The sequence below is a fragment of the Agrobacterium sp. SORGH_AS_0440 genome, from assembly GCF_031453135.1.
GTDB classification, from domain to species: Bacteria; Pseudomonadota; Alphaproteobacteria; order Rhizobiales; family Rhizobiaceae; genus Agrobacterium; species Agrobacterium pusense.
The window spans coordinates 268,970-290,805 of the sequence record NZ_JAVIYR010000002.1 but is presented as its reverse complement, the minus strand read 5'-3'; the positions used below and the strand labels follow the sequence as shown (position 1 = coordinate 290,805).

Here is a 21,836-nt window from a genome sequence, read left to right as displayed (position 1 = left end):
CAGAAAAATGCCGGAAAAGCTACGATCTCACGAATTCCGCCAGCCGCCGCGCAGGCTGAAGGCCAGCATTGAGCGGATGGAGGCGGCGATATCGGTCGCCAGTCGCTTGCGGTTGTCGGTGCTGTGGAACGGAACGCTGTCACCAAATGTCACGTCGACATCGATGGCGCCCGCTTTGATGATGCCGAGCAGATGCGGCACGAGCGTGATGCTGCCCGGCCAGGCGGCGATGACGCGATGATAGCGCCCCATCGCCATGCCATGCAGCCGCGTATAGGCGATGGCTACCGGCTGGACATAAACAAGCTTGCCCGGTACCTGTTCTGCGGCGGTGGACGCCGCACCGAAGAGCGAGGATTTGACGGCCAGCATGCGGTTTCCGTCCGAGGTAGTTCCTTCGGGAAAGAGGACAACGATCTCGCCATCGGCCATGCGGCTGGCGATCTCGCTCACCTGCATGCCGGTGCTGCGTTTCTGCTCGCGTTGAACGAAGATGCTTTTCTGCAGCCGCGCGAGCCAGCCGAAAACCGGCCAGTCGCGCACCTCAGTCTTGGCGATGAACACCACGTCGGCAATGCTGCCCAAAACGAGGATGTCTTTCCATGAGGCGTGATTGACCGCGAGCATTAACGGCTTTGCCCGCTCCACTTCCCCGTGGACATGCACGCGTATGCCGAGAACATGGCAGGCGATACGATGCCAGACGCGGGGAATGCGGCGGCGGAGCCGCCAGTCGAAGGCAAGGCCCAGCAGTTGAAGCGGCAGCAAAACAAGCGTGACGATCAGGAGTACGACCGCAATATAGGCTGTCCGCAGCCACATCATGATGGGAACGCCCGCTTGTTCACCGGCGTCTCAGTGTTCGCCAGGCTTCAATGGCACGCCGTAAAGTTCCAGCCGGTGATCCACGAGCCTGAAGCCGTGTTCGCGGGCGATCTTCTCCTGCAGAGCTTCGATCTCGGCCGAGTGAAATTCAATGACGACGCCATTCTTCAGGTCGATCAGGTGATCGTGATGCTCTTCAGGCACGGTCTCGTAGCGTGAACGGCCGTCGCGAAAATCGTGACGCTCGATGATGCCGGCATCCTCGAACAGCTTCACCGTTCTATAGACGGTGGAAATCGAGATGCGCGGGTCCACGGCGGAGGAACGGCGGTAAAGCTCCTCGACATCTGGATGGTCGGCCGATTCCTGAAGGACGCGGGCGATGACACGGCGTTGGTCGGTCATCCGCATACCGCGTTCGGCACAAAGCTCCTCCAGCGTTTTCGAAAGGTCTGTCACGTCTTATGGCCTTTTGAGAATTCCGGTTTGCGGCTTTCGCCGAAAAAATGCCTGTCGCAGGGAACTAGCGAAGATCGCGGCGCATGACAAGCGCCGTCGACTTCGTTCCATCTTTGGCCGTGTAATAGGCTTTGCGTTCCGCGACGGTTTTGAACCCGAGCTTCCTGTAAAGACCCAGAGCGGACGCGTTGTTATTATCAACTTCAAGGAACATGGTTTCTGCGCCGCGCATCATCGCCTCGCGGATGGCCGACTGCATCAAACGCCAGCCGAGACCCGCACGTGCGAACTTGTCGGCAACGACCACGGTCAGGATTTCCGCCTCGCCCGCCACTTCCCTCGCCAGCACGAATCCACCGAGCGGCTTGCTGAAAAAGGCGTTTGTCTGCCGGGCAACGGCACCGAAAACCGATCCCTGCGTCAGCAGTCCCGAAAACTCCCCGTCGTTCCACGGGCGCGGAAAGCGCAGCGCATGCAGTTCCGCAACCGCGGCGCAATCCTCATGCTGCATCGGCACGATCTCGAAATAGGGCTTCCAGCTTAGATATTCGTCAAACATATCAGGAATCGGGAATCAGAAACATGCACTCATGCATGCCGTATCAGGCAACGTCCTGACGTGCCAGCGCAAAACCGGTTTGTGGCCGGGCATCCGGCCCACGCAGATAAAGAGGTGCCGGTTTCGGCTGCCCTTCCGGCTTGCGCGCGCCAGCACGGGCAACCGAGGCAATCGGAAAGTGGTCCGGCCCGGACCCGCTTTCCTCTCCTGCAAACAGCGGCGCGGCGGAGCCGATGATGGAACAATTAAAACCGGAAAGAACACTCTTGGCGTCATCCAGAGACAGAAGCGCCGCCTCGTTGAGCGGTAATCCGTCCATGCCGAATGTCTGGAGATAGGTTTCGCCACGTTTGGCATCCAGACCGACCGCCACTGGCCGGTCGGGGTTTTGCAGCAGATGATGCAGGGCAAGCGTTTCTAGCGTGGTGACGCCGACGGCCTCGACGCCGAGCGACAGGGCAAAACCGCGCGCCGCGGCAACACCGACCCGGATGCCCGTGAAGGACCCGGGGCCGATGGTCACGGCAATACGCCCGACATTCCGCAGCGACAGTTGCGCCTGCTCCAAGGCTCCATCGATCACGGCCATCAGCCTTTCGGCATGGCCCTTTCCAATTGTTTCGCAGACTTCTCCAAGCACCCTGTCCGAGGTGCTGTCATAGATACAGGCGGAACAATCCACACCTGCGGTGTCGAGTGCGAGAACAATCATGATCTGGCTTTACAGCATTATACCGCTTCGACTTCGCGCACTTCCGGCACGAAATGGCGAAGCAGATTCTGAACACCATGCTTCAGCGTGGCGGTGGAGGATGGGCAGCCCGAGCACGCGCCCTTCATGTTCAGGAACACCGTGCCGTCGCGGAAGCCGCGGAAGGTGATGTCGCCGCCGTCCTGCGCCACGGCGGGACGGACGCGGGTTTCCAGCAGTTCCTTAATGGTGGCGACGATGGTTTCATCACCCTCTTCGAAGAACTCGCCTTCCTCATCCGATACTTCGGCCGCAATGGCAGTGCCCATGATCGGGCGGCCGGACATGAAGTGTTCCATGATCGCGCCCAGAATGGCGGGCTTCAGGTGCTGCCATTCCGCGCCGTCCTTGGTGACGGTGATGAAATCGAAACCGAAATAAACGCCGGTCACACCCGGTATCATGAAGAGGCGCTCTGCCAGCGGCGAAGCTTGGGCCTGCGACGGGTTGAGGAACTCCACCGTTCCGCTTTCGAGCACGACCTTGCCCGGCAGGAACTTCAGCGTTGTCGGGTTCGGCGTGGCTTCCGTCTGAATGAACATCGTCTGTCTCCTTCGAGGTCGCCGTTCACGCCCCGCAATTTAGAATTCTTCCAAAAAATACGCCCGGCGAAGCTACACTTCAAGCCCTGACATGATAATTACATTCAAGAAATCGTAAGGCCCTGAATCTCGCCCGAAACCGGATCAGCAGAGAGCGTCGATTTCCTCATCGGACAAAGTATCCGGCAACACGGTGACGGGGATCGGGAAGGCTGCCCCTCGCCCGGCGATGGAGGAAACGAGCGGTCCCGGACCTTCCTTCGTCGATCCCGCCGCCAGAACGAGAATGGCGATATCGCGGTCTTCCTCGATCAGCCCATGGATCTGCTCGGTGGCGCTGCCTTCGCGGATCACCGCTTCCGGCTCGATGCCGATCGTCTCGCGCACCTTCTGGGCGATCTTGGCAAGCGTGGCTTCCGCCTCCTCGCGCGCCTCGGCCCGCATGATCTGCTCGACGCCAAGCCACTGCTGGAAATCGCCTTCCGGGATCATGTAAAGCAGCACCAGCCCGCCATTGGAGTTCTTGGCGCGACGACCGGCATAGTGCACGGCCCTCTCGCATTCCGGCGTGTCATCGATAACTGCAAGAAACTTGCGCCGATGCCCTTCCAGACGCGACAGCCGTTTTGAAACCATTCTGCACTCCCTAGGTCCGCCGTGATCCGTAAACCGCCCGACGGTTCGGGCGGAGATTATATCAAATCACGACAGGCGCAAACCGCCCGACGCATTCGAGCAGCAGCGACCTGTCAGCGCAGGAAGCCGACGATGTCGCGCACCTCGTTCATGGTCTTTTCGGCAATGGCGCCCGCCCGTTCGCCGCCCTGCTTGAGGATGGCGTCGATATGGGTCGGATCATCGAGAAGGCGACGCATCTCATTGTTGACGGGAGCCAGCACATTCACCGCGAGCTCGACCAGGGCCGGCTTGAAAGCCGAGAACTGTTGTCCGCCAAACTCGGAAAGAACGTCGGCCTTCGTCTTGTCGGAAAGCGCGGCATAGATGCCAACGAGGTTGTCGGCCTCGGGGCGACCTTTGAGGCCTTCCACTTCGCTCGGCAGCGCATCAGGATCGGTCTTTGCCTTCTTGATCTTCTTCGAGATGGCATCGACATCATCCATCAGGTTGATGCGCGACAGATCGGACGGGTCGGACTTCGACATCTTCTTGGTGCCGTCCTTCAACGACATCACGCGCGGGGCCGGACCGCCGATCAACGGCTCCACCATCGGGAAATAGGCGTGCACCGGCTCATCGCCGACCGTTATATCAAGCCCGAGGCCCGCCTTGCGGATATGGTCGCTGAAATCGATGTTGAATTTCTGGGCGATGTCGCGGGCGAGTTCCAGATGCTGTTTCTGGTCGTCACCAACAGGAACATGGGTGGCACGATAAACGAGAATGTCGGCAGCCATTAGGCTCGGATACGCAAGGAGGCCGAGCGACACCTGTTCGGCATTCTTGCCGGACTTGTCCTTGAACTGCGTCATCCGCTCCATCCAGCCAATGCGCGCCACGCAGTTGAACACCCAGGCCAGTTCCGCATGCTGCGGCACGGCCGACTGGTTGAAGACGATATGCTTCACCGGATCAATGCCCGAGGCGATGAAGGCGGCCGCGATAGAGCGGGTCTGCGCCTTCAGGTCCGAGTGAACGAGCTGGGCGGTGATGGCGTGCATGTCGACGACGCAATAGATGCAATCATTATCTTCCTGCAGCGCCACGAATTTGCGGATCGCGCCGAGATAATTGCCGAGATGCAGATTGCCGGTCGGCTGGACGCCCGAGAAAACCAGCGGCTTGAATGCGTTCATTGTCGTCCTCGAAAAGGCTTGTGGAGGGCCCCGCCCCGTGATTGGAATTGCACGCGCGCTTATGCACCCGCAGCCCCTCGCAATCAAGCGCTTTCAGGGCCTGTCAGCCGCGCGGCTCCAGAAGATCCCAACGATTTCCATAGGGATCGACAAAGACCGCAACGGAACCGTAAACCTCATGGCGAGGCTGTTCCAGGAAGCGCACGCCGCGGGCAAGCATCGTCTCATAATCGCGTTGGAAATTGTCGGTATGCAGGAAAAATCCGACACGGCCGCCGGTCTGGTTGCCGATGGCAAGGCGCTGCTCTTCACCATCGGCCTCGGCGAGCAGAAGGGCGCCACCGTCAGCGCCCTGCGGCTTGACCACCAGCCACCTTTTGCCGTCGTCCAGTGGCTGATCGGAGAGGCACTCGAAGCCGAGAACATCGCAATAAAACGCCTTCGCCCGATCGTAATCATCAACCACGACGGTAACGAGGGCGATGCGGCGGTTTTCAGCAAAGGACATCAGCCAGCCTCCGTCTCGACGTTCTTTTTTCCGCGCTTGCGGGCGGCCCGCTTCACCATGCCGATGTCGGCACCTCCAGACACGAAAGCCAGAACGAAATAAACCAGCATGGCGGCAAAGACGAGGCCCATGATCGTGCCGGCCCGCACGAAAATGGACGAGGCGGAAGACAGCTCGAAGGTCAGCCACGTCAGCGCATAATGCACAAATACGGCCATCAGTGCCGCGGCCAGGAGCAGGCGCGGGATACGGGTGAGTAGCGGAATATCCACATGCCAGTGACCGCGCCACAAAAGCATGCCGAACAGCAGGGCGGCATTCACCCAGCCGGCGGTGATTTCGGCAATGGCAATGCCCGGGCCGCCAAGACGCGGGAAAAGCGTCAGTGCCAGCGAGACGTTCACGACAACCGAAATCGCCGCGAAAATCATTGGCGTGCGGGTATCCTCGCGCGCGAAAAAGCCCGGAATGAAGGCCTTGATGAGCACGAAAGCCGGCAGGCCCAGACCGTAGATGCCAAGAATTTGCGCAACGGTGAAGGTGGCCGAGGGCGAGAAATTGCCGCGCTCGTAAAGGAAACGAACGATGGGTTCGGCCATGACGAGAAGAGCGGCTGCAGCGGGCAGGGTCAGGAACAGCACGAACTCGACCGAGCGGTTCTGCAGGCTTCCGGCCTCCACCATATGGCCGCCGCGCAGCGCTCGCGCCAGTTCCGGCAGGAGCACCGTGGCAACGGCAATGCCGACGACGCCGAGCGGCAGTTGATAGATTCGGTCCGCATAGGCAAGCGAGGATATGACGCCCTCGCCGCCGGAAGCGATGTTGGTGTTGATGAGCAGATTGATCTGGGTAATGCCGCCGGTGATGGCTGCCGGCAGGGCAAGGACCAGAAGCCGCTGCACGTTCTTGGTCAGCCGTGGTCTGCGGAAACCAATGCGCATGCCGGCATTGCGCACCGCAATCCAGACGATGGCGAGCTGCACAAGACCTGCCACCATCACGCCCCATGAGAGCGCGTAACCGACCTGAAGCGGATCGTAATTTTTCCACCATGCCAGCGCGAGCACGCCGATGAGAATGATGTTGAGGAAAACGGGAGCAATCGCAGCCGCAAAATAACGGTGCAGAGAGTTCAGCATGCCGCCCATCATCGCCGCCAGCGACATGCAGGCGAGATAGGGGAACATGATGGTGGCAAGGTGGATGGTGTTTTCGAACTTCACCGGGTCATCGACGAAACCGGGAGCAATCACCGTGCGCACGATGAAAGGCATCGACAGTTCCATCAGGATCGTCAAGGCCAGCAGCACCGTGAACAGGACGCCGAAGACCTCTTCCGAAAAGCGCCTTGCGCCTTCCATGCCATTCGCTTCGATTTCCTTGGCGAAAAGCGGCACGAAGGCAGAGTTGAATGCACCCTCGGCGAAAAGCCGCCGGAAGGTATTGGGAAAGCGGAAAGCGGCGTTGAAAGCATCCGCCACCGGCCCGGTGCCGACGGCGGCTGCCATCAGCGTTTCGCGCAGGAAGCCGAAGATGCGGCTGCCGAGCGTGGCTGTGCCGACTGTGGCGAACTTGCCGATGAGACTCATGGGACTTTCAAGCCTTTGCCGTGCGCGCGGCCGGCAGCGCCGCCACGTCTGGATGGGCGATGATGCCGTTTGGCATGCGGTCGCGCAATTCGTCTTCCTGCTCGCTCATGACCGCCTTCAAACGTTGCGCGATGCTGGCCTGCCGGTTGTCGTTCGTCACCTTCTGACCGAAGAGATCAGTGACGTAGAAGGTATCGATGACTTTTTCACCAAATGTCGTGATGCGGGCGGAGTGAATGTCGAGTGACAGGTCGGCGATGACAGCCGTCATGTCAGCCAGAAGCCCCGGCCGGTCGAGGCACTCGACCTCGATGACGGTGAACTTGTTGGACAAGCCATTCGAGATCGTCACCGAAGGCGGAATGGTGAAGGCGCTCTTTTTCTTCCGGCTCTTGGTGCGGGTGGCGATCATTTCCGGCAGGCGCTGCTTGCCGGAGAGTACTTCCTCGATCAGTTTGCCGACATTGTTGCCGCGCCGCGTCTCGTCCTCGTCGATCGGAAATTCGCGGTTGATGAGGATCGTATCGAGCGCCCGCCCGTCTGAGGTGGTGAAAATCTGCGCATCGGCAATGTTGGCGCCGGCCGCGGCGCAGGCGCCGGTTATGATCGAAAGCAGGCGCGGATGGTCGGGCGCCAGAACGGTGATTTCCGTGATGGCGTGGAAGGAATGGGTGCGCACCATGGTCGAGAGTGCCTTTTCCTGCTTGTCCGCCTCGCGGATGAAGCGGGTGTGTCGCACCTGATCTTCCAGCGCCACAGTCAGGAGATAAGGCTCGTAATGCAGCTTGGTGTATTTGCGCCGCGCCTTCTGGCCCCAGTCATCAAGGGCGTCGTAGAGCGCCTGCCGGGCAATCTGCGCGCGCTCCTTGCGCGAAACTTCCGAGAAACCGCCGGAGAGAAGCAGTTCCGTCTCATAATAGAGCGAGCGCAGCAGCTGGCCCTTCCAGCCGTTCCACACACCCGGACCGACAGCCCTGATATCGCAGACGGTCAGGATGAGCAGCATCTTCAGCCGCTCCATGGATTGCACCTTGTCGGCAAAATCGGTGATGGTCTTGCGGTCGTGCAGGTCACGCGTCTGGGCAACCATGGACATCAGAAGATGCTGCTCGATAAGCCAAACGACGGTTTCGGTCTGCTTGCCGGTGAGACGGAAGCGCTGGCAGAGCTTGCGGGCGACGCGGGCACCGGCGATCGAATGATCTTCCTGCCGGCCCTTGGCGACATCGTGGAGCAGCACCGCCACATAAAGCGCCTCGCGTTCCTCGACGCCGGGCATCAACTGATTGGCGAGCGGATGGGCATCGACAGCCGTTCCCTTATCCACTTCCGACAGCACGCCGACGGAACGAATGAGATGCTCATCGACCGTGTAATGATGATACATGTTGAACTGCATCATCGCGACGATCTTGCCGAATTCGGGAATGAATTTGCCGAGCACGCCGGCCTCATTCATGCGCCGTAACGTCAGCGCCGGATCGCGCCGCGAGGTCAGGATCGACAGGAAAAGCCGGTTTGCTTCCTCGTTTTCCCGCAGCTCGTCATTGATGAGCGAAAGCGAACGGGTGACCACGCGCAAGGCATCGGGGTGCAGTTCGAGATTGTTGATATCGGCGATATGGAAGAGCCGGATGAGATTGACCGGGTCGTTCTTGAAGACGTCGGGTTTCGCGAGCGCGATGCGCCCCCGGTCCTCGACGAATTCCACCGAGCCAGGGATTTTACGCACGCGATGGGCAAAACGGCTGAGCACGCCGGAAAGGCCCGGCACGTCCTTCGCCTGCCTGTCTTCCAGCCCGGCACAGACAATGCGGGTCAGATCACCGACATCCTTCGCCACGAGGAAATAATGCTTCATGAAGCGCTCGACGGCGGAAAGGCCGGGGCGCGGCTGATAGTTCAGCGCATCGGCAATCTCACGCTGAATATCGAAGGAAAGGCGCTCTTCCGCTTTATTGGTAATGAAATGCATCTGGCAGCGCACCGCCCAGAGAAAATCATCGGCCTTTTCGAACAGCTTCAGTTCGGATCTCGACAGGACACCGAGCTTCACCAGATCGGCCGTGTCGCGAACGTGGTAGTAATATTTGGCGATCCAGAACAGCGTGTGCAGGTCACGCAAGCCGCCCTTGCCTTCCTTGACGTTCGGCTCCACCAGATAACGCGTATCGCCAGCCTTGCGGTGGCGCTGGTCACGCTCGGCGAGCTTGGCGGCGATGAATTCCGGGCCTGTGCCGGTGACGACTTCTGACTCGAAGCGTTTTTCGAGATCGTCGGTCAGGGATTTTTTGCCGCAGATCGCCCGCACCTCCAGAATGGCGGTGCGGATCGTCATGTCGGATTTGGAAAGCCGAATGCATTCATCCACGGTGCGGGTGGCGTGGCCGACCTTGAAGCCGAGATCCCAGAGGAGATAGAGCACGAACTCCACGGCCTTGTGCATGTCAGGCGTGTTCTTGGTGGGAAGCAGGAACAGGAGGTCGATATCTGATCCCGGCGCCAGCGTGCCGCGTCCATAACCGCCAACCGCGGCGACAGCGATCTGGGGCGCATCTTTCGGATAGACGTATTGGCAGGAGAGATCATAGAGCGTTTCGATCAGCCGATCCTGGAGCCAGGAGATGCGACGGGCGCAATCAATACCGCTGCCATCGGCCTTGAGCAGTTCCCTGGCCTTTTCCCGGCCCTCCGTACTGGCCTTGCGGAAGATCGGCAGCAGATCGGACTTGATATCGGCGATGCGTTTGCCGTCTTCCCTGAAGATGATGTCACAGTCGCGCTTCAGCGCCGATACATCGAGAATGTCGGAAAAATCCAGGTCCTTGATGGCCATCTATGCCGTTATCCATGTCCTGTGGGAAACCCCCACCGCTTGCGTTGGGAGTGTCCTATAAAGAGTTTCAGAGGCTATGGACAGGCACTCTATCCCTTCAAGCCTTGCCAAGTTCTTTCTTCAACGCATAGAGCGCGTCCAATGCCTCACGCGGTGTCATTTCGTCCGGATTGAAGCTTTTCAGGGCTTCCTCCACCTTTGATGATCCTGCCTTGCGCGTTTCCTCGCGGCGAACCGCGATCTGGAACAGCGGCAGATCATCGATCAGCTGGCTTGCCGGGTTCTTGCGGTCGGCATCTTCGAGCTTCGTCAGCACCTCGCGGGCGCGCTCCACCACCGAGGCCGGCAAGCCCGCAAGCCGTGCGACCTGAATGCCGTAGGAACGATCCGCAGCGCCGGGTCCGACTTCATGCAGGAAGATGACGTCACCTTCCCACTCCTTCACCCGCATCGTGGCATTGGAAAGGCGGCCAAGTTTTTCCGACAACACCGTCAGCTCATGAAAATGCGTCGCGAAGAGGCCACGACAGCGATTGACCTCATGCAGGTGCTCCACCGACGCCCAGGCGATGGAAAGTCCGTCGAAGGTCGCTGTACCCCGGCCGATCTCGTCCAGAATGACCAGCGAGCGGTCCGTCGCCTGATTGAGGATGGCGGCAGTTTCCACCATCTCCACCATGAAGGTCGAGCGGCCACGCGCCAGATCGTCAGACGCGCCGACACGCGAAAACAACCGGTCCACAACGCCGATATGGGCAGCTTCCGCCGGCACGAAGGAACCGATCTGCGCAAGGATGGCGATCAGCGCATTCTGGCGCAGGAAGGTCGATTTACCGCCCATGTTGGGACCGGTGAGCAGCCAGATCGCGCCGTTCTTGCCGCCATTGACCGCCGACAGGTCGCAATTGTTGGCGATGAAGGGCCCAGCTGACTGCCGCCTGAGCGCCTGTTCTACAACCGGGTGTCGCCCACCCTTGATCGAAAAGGTCATGGAGGCGTCGACGATCGGCCGGCAATAGGCCTGTTCGGTTGCGAGATAGGCCAGGCTCGAGGCGACATCGATGACCGCTAGCGCCAGCGCGCCGGCCTTGATCGCGTCGGCCTGCTGCACCACCGCCTTGACCATCCGTTCGAAGGCTTCCAGCTCCATGGTCAGGGCTTCGGCAGCAGCATTGGCGATGCGGCTTTCGAGATCGGCAAGCTCGGTGGTGGTGAAACGCATGGCACCGGCCATCGTCTGGCGGTGGATGAAGCGGGCCTTCGCCTCGTCGGTCGCCGTCATCACATCGGCATTGCCCGCCGTCACCTCGATGAAATAGCCAAGCACATTGTTATGCTTGATCTTGAGCGACTTGATGCCGGTCTCCTCGGCATATTGCAGCTGCAGCCCGGCGATCACCCGACGCGACTGATCGCGCAGCGCCCGCACCTCATCGAGTTCGGGATTGGCGCCCTCACGCAGGAAGCCGCCATCGCGCTTCAGAAGCGGCAGATCGTCGGCCAGCATCGAGCCGAGCATCGCTTCCAGCCCGCTCGGCAAGGCTTTCAGATCCGCAAGGGCTGAGGCAAGCTCCTCCGGCAACAGCCCCTGATCGAGAATGGCGGCAATTCTCTCGGCCGACGCCAAGCCCTGCCGGATCGCGCCGAGATCGCGCGGGCCGCCGCGCTCCAGCGCAAGGCGGGAAAGCGCGCGCGGCATATCGGCCACCTGCTTGAGCGCATCGCGCAGACCGTCGCAGAGGGAGACGTCGTCAATCAGATAAGCAACCGCGTCGAGACGGGCATTGATCCTCTCCGGATCGGTCAAGGGTGACATCAGCCGCTCGGCGAGAAGCCGCGCACCGCCGCCGGTGACCGTGCGGTTCAGCGCATGCAGCAACGAGCCGTCCCTCTCACCCGAGAGCGTCTTCACCAGCTCCAGATTGGCACGGGTCGCGGGATCGATGAAGAGCGTGGAGGCAGCGCTTTCGCGTTCCGGCGCGCCGAGCGGCGGGCGCTCGGCGATCTGCGTTTTTTCGACATAGGCAACGGCGGCAGCGGCAGCGGCCATTTCCACGCGCGAAAATGTGCCGAAACCATCGAGCGTCGAGACGTTGAAGTAACGCGCGATCCGCCCTTCAGCCGTAGCGCTGTCGAACAGAATGGCCGGCTGCGGCACCGCCACGCGGCCCAGCATATCGAACACCGGCCGCAATTCCTCGTCGTGGAACAGGCTGTCGGCAACGATCAGCTCGCGCGGGTCGATACGCCAGATATCGGCAAGAAGCCGCGTCAGCGTCGTTTCCGCCAAACGGAAGACGCCGGTGGAAATATCAATCCAGGCAAGCGCGAACTGTGCCTCCGCACTGCCGCGAATACGAGCAAGCGCCATCAGATAGTTGGATTCCGTTGGCGAAAGCAGCTTTTCTTCGGTGAGCGTGCCAGGCGTGACAAGCCGCACCACATCGCGTTTTACCACGGATTTCGATCCGCGCTTCTTCGCCTCGGCCGGGTCTTCGACCTGCTCGCAGACGGCAACGCGATAGCCGCGCATGATGAGCTTCTGGAGATAATCATCCGCAGCATGGACGGGAACGCCGCACATGGGAATATCGTGACCCATGTGTTGGCCACGTTTCGTCAGCGTGATACCGAGAGCGCGGGAAGCTTCCACCGCATCGTCAAAGAACAATTCGTAAAAATCGCCCATGCGGTAGAACAGCAGCGAACCGGGATTGTTCGCCTTGATTTCGATGTATTGCTCCATCATCGGAGTGGCCGTCGCACGGCTCTCTTCCGAGATCAGGGAAGCGGTTGTCAGAACGTCCGTCAATGGCCTGCCGATGTCATATCGTGTTGCGGAAAAGGAGCGCTGACACTAACGGGAATGGCTACCCCAAGACAACACGCACGGCACCGCTGCCCACAGGAACATCCCCTCCGGCTACGCAGAACCCGCTCAGCCGTTGATACGTTCGGTCTCGCCGCCATAATAGCTGATGTATCGGCCGGCGATCGACGAAACCGGCAGGACCACCAGCACGTCGGTCGTGTTGAAGGCGTGGTCTACCACCGCGCCGGAGCCGAACATGGCGCCGAGGCGCATATAACCCTTGATGAGCGGCGGCATGGCGTTCAGCGCCTTGCGGGCGTTCAGGGCTTCTGCCGGAACGAGGTCCATTTCATGGTAGAGCTCAGGAAGAGCAACCGCCTCCCACTCCCCCTTAGCAAGGCAGTTATGGTGCAGGAAAGACAAGGCGAGCGCATGTGCTTCCGGCTGCACACCCGGGAAGGAGGCGCAGCCGATCATGGCGTCCATCCGGTGTTTAACGGCGTAGGACCAGTTGCCCTGCCACAGAAGCTCGACGGTGCGCTTGGTGCGATATTCCGGCAGCACGCAGGAGCGGCCAAGCTCCATGAAGCGCTTGCCTGGGTGGCGCGCAACGAGACCGGCGATGTCGAATTCGCTGGCGGAATAAAAGCCATTATTGGCGAGCGCGACTTCCTGACGCAGCAGGCGATAGGTGCCGACGATCTGATCTTCGCTGTCACCCTCGATCGACTTATCGAGCACGAGCAGATGGTCACACACACTGTCCCAGGCGTCGAAGTCGCGCTGGCGCCGCATCGCTTCTGCCGGAAGCCTTGCCTTCATCTCCTCGACGAACACCCGGTACCGTACGGACTGCGCAGCATCAATCTCGCGTTCATTTCTGGCAAGCCGGGTTTCCAGCGTGCCGATGCGACCGAAAAGGCCCTCATTGTCCTGAGCTGTCTCCGGACGAGGAGTAATGACAACATTGTTTTCACAAATGTCGTGATTGAGGATTTCGGCAACCATGGGGAATCGCTCCGCCACCAAAGAATTTTCCTGTCATAAATCACTATTTAACGACAGAATAGTGACAAAATGCAGCCAGAGCGAGTCTGTCAATTTACGATAGCGACAGGCGTTTCGCCTCCAGCAGACGACGGATTTCCTCAACCAGTCGTCGCGGGTCGGCAGGTTTCGTCAAAATCGCGCCAACACCAGCCTTCAGCAGGATTTCGGCGGTCGCGTCACTGGTATCGCCGCTGAGCACGATGACAGGAATATTTCTTTCGCCCTGCAGCATATGGAGGAGGTCAGGGAGCGCTTGGAGCCCGTCGCCGCCCGGCATGTTGAGGTCGGAGACTATGAGATCAGGCAAACGGGATACGCCCTGCTCCAGAGATTGCCGCAACGCCGCAAAATCCCCGACGGCGCGGACGATATAGCCGCTTTTTTCCAGAACGGCGCGGATGACGCGCTGATTAACAGCATCGTCTTCCGCCACGAGTATCTCGATACCGCTCGCCCCCTCCACCACCCGCGAGGAAAATCCCACATCCGGGTGGTTGTCGTTGATGGCGTCCCGTCGCTCTATGCCGCGCAGACGACCGCACAACACGTCGATCAGGGATTTTTCCCGCAGCGGCCGGATCAACCACGCGTCGAAGGCCACATGCATTGTCGACGGCCGCTCTTCGGGGCTGACGAGCAGCGTGCGGCGGACATTGCCGTCCGGCCAATCCTTAAGTGCATCTTTGAACAACGGCGAAATGCGCCGGTCGACGATGACATCGGTAAGGGGGGCTGTCCCGATGGCGGAACTCTTCCTCAGCTTTTCCAGATCTTCAGGCTGATGGATAAGTGTGCATTGGCCGCCGAAGGCCTCGATCGCCTCCATCGTGACCGCTGCCGCCACGCCCCTTGGTGCGACGAGCAGGACATTTGTATGTCGCAGGCAATGGCGCCGCGCCGGATCCGCCATTTCGGCAGGCGCGCCTCCCGGGCGAAACGCCAGCTTGAAAGTGCTACCCTTGCCCTTGCGGCTGGAAACCGTGAGACGGCCGCCGAATTCCCGCACGATACGGGCGGAGATCGCAAGTCCAAGGCCCGTGCCTGCGCTTCGCTGCGACAACGGGCCAGCCTGTTCGAATTCCCCAAAAATACGGGCCTGTTCCGCCCGGCTCATGCCCGGGCCGGTGTCTTCGACGGCGATGTGCAATTCGTCACCGATCATGCGCGCCCGGATGACGACGCCGCCTTCCCGCGTGAATTTGACGGCATTGCCGAGGAGATTGAAGAGGACCTGACGCAGCCTCGCCGGATCGAAATCGAGATGATCGGGTACTTCAGGCGCAACGAAGGATGTAATCTCTATACCTTTTTCATGGGCGCGATGGGCGAGCATCTCAACGATGCTCTCAATCAGCCGCCGCAGGTTCTCCGCGCGCGGATTGAGCCTGAAGCGGCCAGCCTCCATGGTCGAATAATCCAGCAGATCCTCGACCAGCTGCACCAGCGACTGGCCGGATTGCCGCATGCCATCGAGATAGTTGCGCTGCTCGTCGCTGAGTTTCGTCTGCGACAGAAGATGGTTCATGCCGAGCATGCCGGAAAGCGGCAGGCGGATTTCATGACTTACCGTGGCAAGCAGCCTCGCCTTTTCCGCCTCGGCCTTTTCGGCGCGCAGACGGGCATCTTCCCTTTCGGCAAGTGCAAGCCGCTCCTCAGTCACATCTCGGGCGATGCTGCTGATGTGAAGACGGCTGCTTGCCAGATCGCGGGTCACGACATCATGCCAGGAGAAGATGCGTTGGCCGAACGGGGTCGCGATCTCCACATCATAAGCGTGGACCTTTTCGCCCGGGCGGAAAGCGATCCCGATTTCCTCGCAGCTCAACCCTTCCGGGGCCGTGCAGCCGGTCATTTCGCGAAACACTCTATTCGCCTCGACAATACGCCGGTTCATGTCGCGGATCACGACTATATCGCCCATGAACTCCTGCATTTCGGCAATCAGAGACCGGTTTTGCGTCTGGCGCAGCCGGAGATCTGCTTCTGCAACCAGGGCATCGGGCCGATGCAAAGACTCATCAAAGAGCGCATGGAAAAGGACACCGACGAGCACTGCGCCGAAAAAGATCGCCATCGCAACAGTGACAGCATAAGGCACTGCAAGCGCGATAAGGGCAGCGGAAAAAGCCCCCACCGATAACGACACGGCGACATAGAGCGCAATCGACCCGGTACCGGTCGCATGTCCTTCATCTGCAGGGCGTGCCGTCGTATCGAGACGATCCGCAGGCTGCACCGCCGTGGCAGCCAGGCCAAGGCCATCCGAGACTTTTTGCCGAAGTTTTGCCAGTTCGCTCATAGGCAACCGCTACCACGGCAGCGGTTTTGATATGTTTGGCCGAAACGGTAAAATTTTACTTTTTAGCCGCCCGGGCGTGCAAAAACTCGTCGAGAATGACGCAGCCTGCACCGATGGTTATGAAACTGTCAGCAAGGTTGAAAACAGCGAAGGACCATGTCTGGGTGTGGAACAGGATATAGTCGATGACGTGACCGTAAAAGAAGCGGTCTAGAAGATTACCCGCTGCTCCGGCGATGATGAAGGCAAAACCGAGATGGGCGAAGGTGCGATCGGCAGCCGTCTTGCGCCACAGCCACAGAACGAAGACAACGATGACGAGCCGCATGCTGACGATGAACCACCCGTGCATGTCTTCGAGCATGGAAAAGGCGACACCAAGATTGTAGGTGCGGTAAAGCGCCAGAAACGGCGCGACAGGCACCATCTCCTGCAGCGGCAGATAGGCTTCGACCAGCTGCTTGACGATTTGATCCAGCACCAGCGCGGCGACGATCAGGGCAAAGGCCGGGCCAAATTTCGAGAACAATGCCGCCTTGGCCATTACGTCACCGGTGCGAGTTCGAGGAGATGTCGCCGTGCTTCGAACAGCATGACGGCGGTTGCGATGGCGAGATTAAGGCTGTCTGCGCGACCCTGCTGGGGAATGCGCGCCAGCTGGTCGGCCTTGCCGGCAAGCTCCGGCGGAAGGCCGGATTGTTCATTGCCCATCAGGATCACGACCGGCTTGCCGGCATAATCGATCTTTCGATAATCCACAGAACCGGCAAGATGGGTGGCGACGACGCTGACATGTGCCGATTTTTTCCAGGACAGGAAGTCCTCGACCGAGGCGCGCGCAACGGGCGTGGCGAAGACCGAACCCATGGTGGCGCGTACCGTTTCCAGCGAAAATGGGTCCGTGCAATCCCCGACCAGAATGACCCCCGAGGCACCAGCCGCGTCCGCTGTGCGGATGATGGTGCCGAGATTGCCGGGATCACGAACCCGGTCGAGTGCGATATAGGTCTCGCCCTTTTCCGGCCGGATATCCTTCAGCGGCTTCCATTTCTGCTCGAAAATGCCGACGACCATTTGCGGATTGTCGCGGCGGGTGATCGAGGCGATGACCTTTTCGCTGACTTCGAGCACCAGCCCGCCGGATGCGACCGTCTTCACCGCCGCCTGCTCCACCAGCGGCTTGCCCTTGGCGGCTTTGGCGTAAACCAGCGTCTTTATCGTCCAGCCGAGTTCGAGGGCATCGATGACCAGCTTCAGGCCTTCCGCCATGAAAGTGCCGGTCTCCTCCCTGCCCTTTTTCTGGGTGAGCGCCTTGATGTCCTTGATGATGGGATTGGCGAGGCTGGTCACTTCCTTGACCTGACCAACCCGGCGCGTTGTATTTTCGCGCATATCCTTCATTTCGGCTCCCAGCGGCTGAACAGCGATGTGGAAAGCACGCGGCCGGGCGTCTTGCCGTCCAGCCCGGCTTCACGGATGACAAGTTCGCCGGACGTGACGACGCCACCGGCGCCGCGCATGGTTTCACGCATCAGCTCATGCATTGAATAGAAGCTCGCCCTGATCGAATAGGCTGTCAGCACCAGGCCGAGCGCTTTGGGCGACAGGATTTCCCGGCAGATGTCCAGCATCAGAGGCAGATGGTCGAACAATTGCCAGACCTCGCCGTGGGTCCCGCGGCCGAACTTCGGCGGGTCGGTGAGGATGATATCGTAGCTGTTGCCGCGGCGTTCCTCACGCTGGATGAACTTCATGGCGTCTTCGCAGATCCAGCGGATCGGCGCGTGCTCGAGCCGGGCAAGGGCCTGATTTTCCTTGGCCCAGCCGATCGCCTTCTTGGAGGCATCGACGTGGGTGACTTCAGCGCCCGCAGCCGCCGCGACCAACGAGGCGACGCCTGTATAACCGAACAGATTGAGCACCTTCAGCGGCCGGTCAGCCGTCTCGATGGAATGTTTCAGCCACTCCCAATGAACGATCTGCTCGGGAAAGACGCCAACATGCCGGAAAGCCGTGAAGCGGCCGAGAAAATCGACGCCCAAGAGCGACAGGGGCCAGGTTTCTCCGAGCGCTTCCTTGGGAAACCGCCAGCGGCCCATGCCGTCCTCGTCCGTATCGCCGGTAAAGACGGCATCGGCATTCTGCCATACGCGGTCGGGGATCGACGGTCTCCAGAGCGCCTGCGCCTCGGGACGGACGATGCGATAATCGCCATATTGCTCGAGCTTCAGGCCGTTGCCGCTATCGATGAGGTGAAAATCACCGGCGCCGCTCGATTCCAGAATGACGGGAACCTGTTCCGCAGGCAGTGCGCCGGTGCGCTGCATCAGTGCGCGCGCAGGAACCTGTTCGATGGCGGCGGCTACAACGGTTTTTTCCTTCGGTGCGGCCTTCTGCACGCTGCGCACCGCATCCGGCTCGCGCTTTTTCGGCGCGGCATCCGCGCGGCGCGCCGGCTTTACGGCATGAGCCTGTTTTTTCTCGTTTCCGGCTCGCGCGCGATTGCCCGGCCGGCTGTCTTTTTTCTTCAATGGAAATCTTTCCGCTTTTGCCCGCGTCTTATCGCGCCAGCAAATAACATTCCGTAGGCCGCTCGACTAGAGCCGGGACCAATACTGGCGCCATCACTTTGCCGGGAGTTGTCCCGCCTGTGGAAGCTGGCCGGCCGCGGCAGCCTTTTGACGGTTGGCCTCGTCGTGCCAGCGAACGGCTTCCTTCGCCTCGATACGGGCGCGTTTGCGATGTTTGCCCTGAGCGAACCAGGTGGCCGCAGACCCCAGCAGTACACCAAAAATGACCGCCAGAAACAGGAAAACGAAAAATGGCGCGGTGAAGGACAGAACGCCGTCTTCCGGTCGGAAGGGGTTGAGCGCCAACGTCACGGACTGACGATTGGCGACACACAGGATGACGAGGATGATCGCCAGCGGAAGCAGGATGATGAGGTTGATGATTTTTTTTGACATCCGAAAATACTCCATCGCCGCGAGGAAGGCCGGCTCCGTTTCAGTCGCCGGCGTCAAGAACGATCAATCGTCCTCTTCGTCACCCATTCCGGGGTTCAGGCGTTCACGCAGTTCCTTACCCGTCTTGAAGAAGGGCACCCATTTTTCCTCGACGAAAACCGATTCACCCGTGCGCGGGTTCCGGCCCGAGCGCGACGGACGGTTTTTCACCGAAAACGCGCCAAAACCGCGGAGCTCAACACGATTGCCTGCCGCCAGAGCGTCGGTGATTTCATCCAGCACCGCATTGACGATGTTTTCCACGTCACGGTGATAAAGGTGCGGGTTACGCGCAGCAACGATCTGCACCAGTTCAGATTTGATCACGGTTGCCCCCTGAAAGAATTGGATTTTTAACGCGGCTCAACCTGCCAAACGGAAACAAGACCGTCAAGAAACAACTTGTCCGTACCGAGCTGGCCAGGCCCTGCGAAGGGAATTAAATCGTCATATCCCAGAAACTTCGCTATTTGCGCAACACTGAAAAGCGCGAAAGGCGAATTGGAGGACGGCGCACGCCATTCGACAATCGGCAAATCCTTTGCCACACTGCGGGTTTCGAAATAGGTGCGAATTTCCTTTTCGCCGCCGAGCGTGTCGACCAGCCTGTTGGCAAGAGCCTGACGGCCGGTGTAGATCGATCCATCAGCCAGTTTCAGCACATCCTCGCGTGGCAGTTTGCGGCGATCTGCCACAAGGTCCACAAACCAGCCATAGCTGTCCATCACCATGGCGCGGATCATCGTCTTTGCTTCTTCCGGCGCCTCGTGGAACGGTGAAGGCTCCGCCTTCATCGGCGACGACTTGATTTCCTGCAACGAGACGCCGAGCTTGTCCATCAACTGGCCAAGTTGGGGATATTGGAAGATCACGCCGATCGAACCGGTGATCGAGGTTTCTCCGGCAACGATGACATCGCCCGCCGATGCGATCATGTAACCTGCGGAGGCAGCGAGCGTGCGCACATCCGAAACGACCGGCTTCTTTTCTGCGACCCCTCGAATGGCCTTAAAGATGCGCTCACCGCCATAGGTGGTGCCGCCTGGCGAAGAAATCGACACGATCAGCCCTTTGACATTGTCGCTCTTGGCGATCCTGTCGAGCCGCTCGAGAAGTTCGGTATTGTCGGTGATCAGGCCAGAGACCTCGACGCGGGCAATATGGGGCTTCGCACTCTGCTGCGGTCCATCCCAGAAAAAACGGTAGAGGCCGAAGAAACCGGCAACGAGCAGAAGAACGGCGGCAATCCGCCAGAAAGTCAGCTTGCGGCGCAACCGCCTGCGATCCGCTATCGCCATATTGTCCATAAAAACCTCTGTCATCCGCTCTTGCGCTTCAGGCCATATGGTTCTTCTAACGCGAAGCCGCAAGGAAACAATAAGGAAACCAGAATTACGATAAAATTCGCATTTCCCTTGCACCTTTCCAGACAAAAACCATATTGGCAGGACAAAGCACTCGTGCCAAAGACATTTAGATAGAGACACAAGCTTCAATTGTGCGCCTGAAAGGCGCCGGAGAAGCATTCCGGACCCGCTCTTATGCTCGAAAGACTCCGCGAACCCGCGCCAGCATTTCCGCTGCCCAATGACCAGAACGGCGCTTACGGGCGTGCGCTCCGGCATTCAGCGCGTGTGAAACGGCTGAAAATCATTCTGCCGCTCGGGGCGGCAATCGTTTCGCTTGCCTTCATCGCTGTCTCGGTTATCCGAACCTGGGCGCCTGAAGAAGTCTCCCTCGAAAGCGCGAGGATAGAAGACGGCAAGATCGTGATGGAAAAACCTGCCGTTGCGGGCCGCAACGAGAAGGGAATCGATTACTCCATGAACGCCGACCGCGCGTTGCAGGACATCGCCAACCCCAATCTGATGACGCTCGAAAAGGTTCTGGCGGCGGTTCCGGTAAACGACAGTGTCGCGCAGGTGATTGCCCAGGAAGGCATTTTCGACCGCGCCACGAACAAACTAAAGATGACCGCCCCTTTTGACATCAATCTCAGCAATGGCATACAAGCGAAATTCCAGTCTGCGGAAGTCGATCTGGAGGCCGGGAAAATGAGCAGCCAGCAGCCGGTTTCAATCAAAACAAACGACGGCTCGATTGTTGCGCAATCGATTGACATCGCCGATAATGGCAAGACAATTACATTTTCGGGGCAGGTACGGGCACGTATCGCTGCATCCAATATCAAAAATGAAGGCAAGTGAGAGCCCGGTCCAGATGATGCAAATTTCCCGTCCCGTTTTCCTTGGCAAATCCGCAGGCTTAACAGCCGCAGGTCTTGTTTTTTCGTGTCTTGCAACTGTGGCTTTCGCCCAGAACACCACCAGCAACATGCAGGGTGTCAAGCTTTCCGGCGATCAGCCGATTGCGATTGAAAGTGACCAGCTCGAGATTCGCGATCAGGAGCGCAAGGCATATTTTACCGGCAACGTGAAGGTTGTGCAGGGAACGACCACCCTGCAGGCCGGCAAGATGACGGTGAATTACAAGGGCGAGGGTTCCTCGCTCACCAGTGGCGACGCCAACATCGAAAAAATCTTCGTGGACAATAATGTCTATCTGACGTCCGAGACCCAGAAGGCGACGGCCGATCACGGCGAATTCGACATGGCGGCGCAGACCTTCATTCTGACGGGCAAGCAGGTCGTGCTGTCCGAAGGCACCAATGTCTTCACCGGCTGCAAGCTCACTGTTCTGATGAATACGGGACAGGCCAAGCTCGAAAGCTGCGGCGGTCCTGTCCGGATCATGCTCGATCCGAAATCGCAGAAGAAACAGTAGTCT

At 59.6% G+C, this 21,836-nt stretch carries 21 protein-coding genes; 2 read left to right on the top strand and 19 right to left on the bottom strand.

Annotated elements, in window-relative coordinates:
• Nucleotides 1-27 precede the first annotated feature (27 nt).
• The 19 genes from QE453_RS10680 to sppA form a co-directional block, all read right to left on the bottom strand.
• The gene (locus tag QE453_RS10680; RefSeq protein WP_045532949.1) at nt 28-825 is read right to left on the bottom strand and encodes a 1-acyl-sn-glycerol-3-phosphate acyltransferase; all 798 of its coding nucleotides are present in this window, start codon (nt 823-825) and stop codon (nt 28-30) included.
• Nucleotides 826-855: 30 nt separating this feature from the next.
• Nucleotides 856-1,284, bottom strand: a complete 429-nt coding sequence (locus tag QE453_RS10675; protein WP_004439602.1) for a Fur family transcriptional regulator — start codon at nt 1,282-1,284, stop codon at nt 856-858.
• A 64-nt stretch (nt 1,285-1,348) separates the two neighbouring features.
• Complete coding sequence (locus QE453_RS10670) at nt 1,349-1,843, bottom strand: N-acetyltransferase (protein ID WP_309777042.1); 495 nt, start codon at nt 1,841-1,843, stop codon at nt 1,349-1,351.
• A 43-nt stretch (nt 1,844-1,886) separates the two neighbouring features.
• A complete protein-coding gene (tsaB, locus tag QE453_RS10665) occupies nt 1,887-2,555 on the bottom strand; it encodes a tRNA (adenosine(37)-N6)-threonylcarbamoyltransferase complex dimerization subunit type 1 TsaB (protein ID WP_244405327.1) in 669 nt (222 codons plus the stop codon).
• Between the two features lie 17 nt (nt 2,556-2,572).
• Nucleotides 2,573-3,136, bottom strand: a complete 564-nt coding sequence (locus QE453_RS10660) for a NifU family protein (protein WP_006698903.1) — start codon at nt 3,134-3,136, stop codon at nt 2,573-2,575.
• A 144-nt stretch (nt 3,137-3,280) separates the two neighbouring features.
• Nucleotides 3,281-3,772, bottom strand: coding sequence for a universal stress protein (locus QE453_RS10655; protein ID WP_003503758.1), 492 nt, complete (start codon nt 3,770-3,772; stop codon nt 3,281-3,283).
• Nucleotides 3,773-3,885: 113 nt separating this feature from the next.
• Nucleotides 3,886-4,950, bottom strand: a complete 1,065-nt coding sequence (trpS, locus tag QE453_RS10650; RefSeq protein ID WP_022555513.1) for a tryptophan--tRNA ligase — start codon at nt 4,948-4,950, stop codon at nt 3,886-3,888.
• Between the two features lie 103 nt (nt 4,951-5,053).
• Complete coding sequence (locus QE453_RS10645) at nt 5,054-5,458, bottom strand: VOC family protein (RefSeq protein WP_022555511.1); 405 nt, start codon at nt 5,456-5,458, stop codon at nt 5,054-5,056.
• A complete protein-coding gene (murJ, locus tag QE453_RS10640) occupies nt 5,458-7,047 on the bottom strand; it encodes a murein biosynthesis integral membrane protein MurJ (RefSeq protein WP_022555510.1) in 1,590 nt (529 codons plus the stop codon). Before murJ ends, QE453_RS10645 begins: the two co-directional genes overlap by 1 nt.
• A gap of 7 nt (nt 7,048-7,054) precedes the next feature.
• On the bottom strand, nt 7,055-9,883 hold the full coding sequence (locus QE453_RS10635) for a [protein-PII] uridylyltransferase (RefSeq protein WP_022555509.1): 2,829 nt from the start codon (nt 9,881-9,883) through the stop codon (nt 7,055-7,057).
• Between the two features lie 97 nt (nt 9,884-9,980).
• Nucleotides 9,981-12,632 carry a DNA mismatch repair protein MutS gene (gene mutS, locus QE453_RS10630; protein WP_082074375.1) on the bottom strand — a complete coding sequence of 884 codons (2,652 nt, stop codon included), beginning with the start codon at nt 12,630-12,632 and terminating at the stop codon, nt 9,981-9,983.
• 189 nt (nt 12,633-12,821) lie between these two features.
• Nucleotides 12,822-13,703 carry a GNAT family N-acetyltransferase gene (locus QE453_RS10625; protein WP_004439575.1) on the bottom strand — a complete coding sequence of 294 codons (882 nt, stop codon included), beginning with the start codon at nt 13,701-13,703 and terminating at the stop codon, nt 12,822-12,824.
• A gap of 94 nt (nt 13,704-13,797) precedes the next feature.
• Entirely contained in the window at nt 13,798-16,044 is a 2,247-nt protein-coding gene (locus QE453_RS10620) for a hybrid sensor histidine kinase/response regulator (protein WP_244405333.1), read from the bottom strand.
• A gap of 55 nt (nt 16,045-16,099) precedes the next feature.
• On the bottom strand, nt 16,100-16,588 hold the full coding sequence (gene lspA, locus QE453_RS10615; protein ID WP_004439571.1) for a signal peptidase II: 489 nt from the start codon (nt 16,586-16,588) through the stop codon (nt 16,100-16,102).
• On the bottom strand, nt 16,588-17,445 hold the full coding sequence (locus QE453_RS10610; RefSeq protein ID WP_184285186.1) for an RNA methyltransferase: 858 nt from the start codon (nt 17,443-17,445) through the stop codon (nt 16,588-16,590). The genes lspA and QE453_RS10610 overlap by 1 nt, the downstream gene beginning before the upstream one ends.
• Nucleotides 17,442-18,575, bottom strand: coding sequence for a class I SAM-dependent methyltransferase (locus tag QE453_RS10605; RefSeq protein WP_137068239.1), 1,134 nt, complete (start codon nt 18,573-18,575; stop codon nt 17,442-17,444). The genes QE453_RS10610 and QE453_RS10605 overlap by 4 nt, the downstream gene beginning before the upstream one ends.
• 93 nt (nt 18,576-18,668) lie before the next feature.
• On the bottom strand, nt 18,669-19,010 hold the full coding sequence (locus QE453_RS10600) for a LapA family protein (protein WP_004439562.1): 342 nt from the start codon (nt 19,008-19,010) through the stop codon (nt 18,669-18,671).
• A gap of 63 nt (nt 19,011-19,073) precedes the next feature.
• Nucleotides 19,074-19,400 (bottom strand): integration host factor subunit beta, encoded by a 327-nt coding sequence (locus QE453_RS10595; RefSeq protein WP_219256707.1) that lies wholly within the window; start codon nt 19,398-19,400, stop codon nt 19,074-19,076.
• Between the two features lie 2 nt (nt 19,401-19,402).
• Nucleotides 19,403-20,356, bottom strand: a complete 954-nt coding sequence (sppA, locus tag QE453_RS10590; RefSeq protein ID WP_244405503.1) for a signal peptide peptidase SppA — start codon at nt 20,354-20,356, stop codon at nt 19,403-19,405.
• A 234-nt stretch (nt 20,357-20,590) separates the two neighbouring features.
• On the opposite strand from sppA, the gene lptC reads away from it, so the two are divergent.
• Both lptC and QE453_RS10580 read left to right on the top strand, forming a co-directional pair.
• On the top strand, nt 20,591-21,256 hold the full coding sequence (gene lptC, locus QE453_RS10585) for an LPS export ABC transporter periplasmic protein LptC (RefSeq protein ID WP_309777038.1): 666 nt from the start codon (nt 20,591-20,593) through the stop codon (nt 21,254-21,256).
• A 13-nt stretch (nt 21,257-21,269) separates the two neighbouring features.
• Nucleotides 21,270-21,833: an LptA/OstA family protein gene (locus tag QE453_RS10580; RefSeq protein ID WP_004439544.1), complete on the top strand. Its 564-nt coding sequence runs from the start codon at nt 21,270-21,272 to the stop codon at nt 21,831-21,833.
• Nucleotides 21,834-21,836 lie beyond the last annotated feature (3 nt).

Bases quoted from the DNA above. Each gene is read 5' to 3' on its own strand.
- QE453_RS10680 (WP_045532949.1), bottom strand. From the start codon at position 825: ATGATGTGGCTGCGGACAGCCTATATTGCGGTCGTACTCCTGATCGTC.
- QE453_RS10670 (WP_309777042.1), bottom strand. From the start codon at position 1,843: ATGTTTGACGAATATCTAAGCTGGAAGCCCTATTTCGAGATCGTGCCG.
- tsaB (WP_244405327.1), bottom strand. From the start codon at position 2,555: ATGATTGTTCTCGCACTCGACACCGCAGGTGTGGATTGTTCCGCCTGT.
- QE453_RS10660 (WP_006698903.1), bottom strand. From the start codon at position 3,136: ATGTTCATTCAGACGGAAGCCACGCCGAACCCGACAACGCTGAAGTTC.
- QE453_RS10655 (WP_003503758.1), bottom strand. From the start codon at position 3,772: ATGGTTTCAAAACGGCTGTCGCGTCTGGAAGGGCATCGGCGCAAGTTT.
- trpS (WP_022555513.1), bottom strand. From the start codon at position 4,950: ATGAACGCATTCAAGCCGCTGGTTTTCTCGGGCGTCCAGCCGACCGGC.
- QE453_RS10645 (WP_022555511.1), bottom strand. From the start codon at position 5,458: ATGTCCTTTGCTGAAAACCGCCGCATCGCCCTCGTTACCGTCGTGGTT.
- murJ (WP_022555510.1), bottom strand. From the start codon at position 7,047: ATGAGTCTCATCGGCAAGTTCGCCACAGTCGGCACAGCCACGCTCGGC.
- QE453_RS10635 (WP_022555509.1), bottom strand. From the start codon at position 9,883: ATGGCCATCAAGGACCTGGATTTTTCCGACATTCTCGATGTATCGGCG.
- mutS (WP_082074375.1), bottom strand. From the start codon at position 12,632: ATGATGGAGCAATACATCGAAATCAAGGCGAACAATCCCGGTTCGCTG.
- QE453_RS10625 (WP_004439575.1), bottom strand. From the start codon at position 13,703: ATGGTTGCCGAAATCCTCAATCACGACATTTGTGAAAACAATGTTGTC.
- QE453_RS10620 (WP_244405333.1), bottom strand. From the start codon at position 16,044: ATGAGCGAACTGGCAAAACTTCGGCAAAAAGTCTCGGATGGCCTTGGC.
- lspA (WP_004439571.1), bottom strand. From the start codon at position 16,588: ATGGCCAAGGCGGCATTGTTCTCGAAATTTGGCCCGGCCTTTGCCCTG.
- QE453_RS10610 (WP_184285186.1), bottom strand. From the start codon at position 17,445: ATGAAGGATATGCGCGAAAATACAACGCGCCGGGTTGGTCAGGTCAAG.
- QE453_RS10600 (WP_004439562.1), bottom strand. From the start codon at position 19,010: ATGTCAAAAAAAATCATCAACCTCATCATCCTGCTTCCGCTGGCGATC.
- sppA (WP_244405503.1), bottom strand. From the start codon at position 20,356: ATGGACAATATGGCGATAGCGGATCGCAGGCGGTTGCGCCGCAAGCTG.
- lptC (WP_309777038.1), top strand. From the start codon at position 20,591: ATGCTCGAAAGACTCCGCGAACCCGCGCCAGCATTTCCGCTGCCCAAT.
- QE453_RS10580 (WP_004439544.1), top strand. From the start codon at position 21,270: ATGATGCAAATTTCCCGTCCCGTTTTCCTTGGCAAATCCGCAGGCTTA.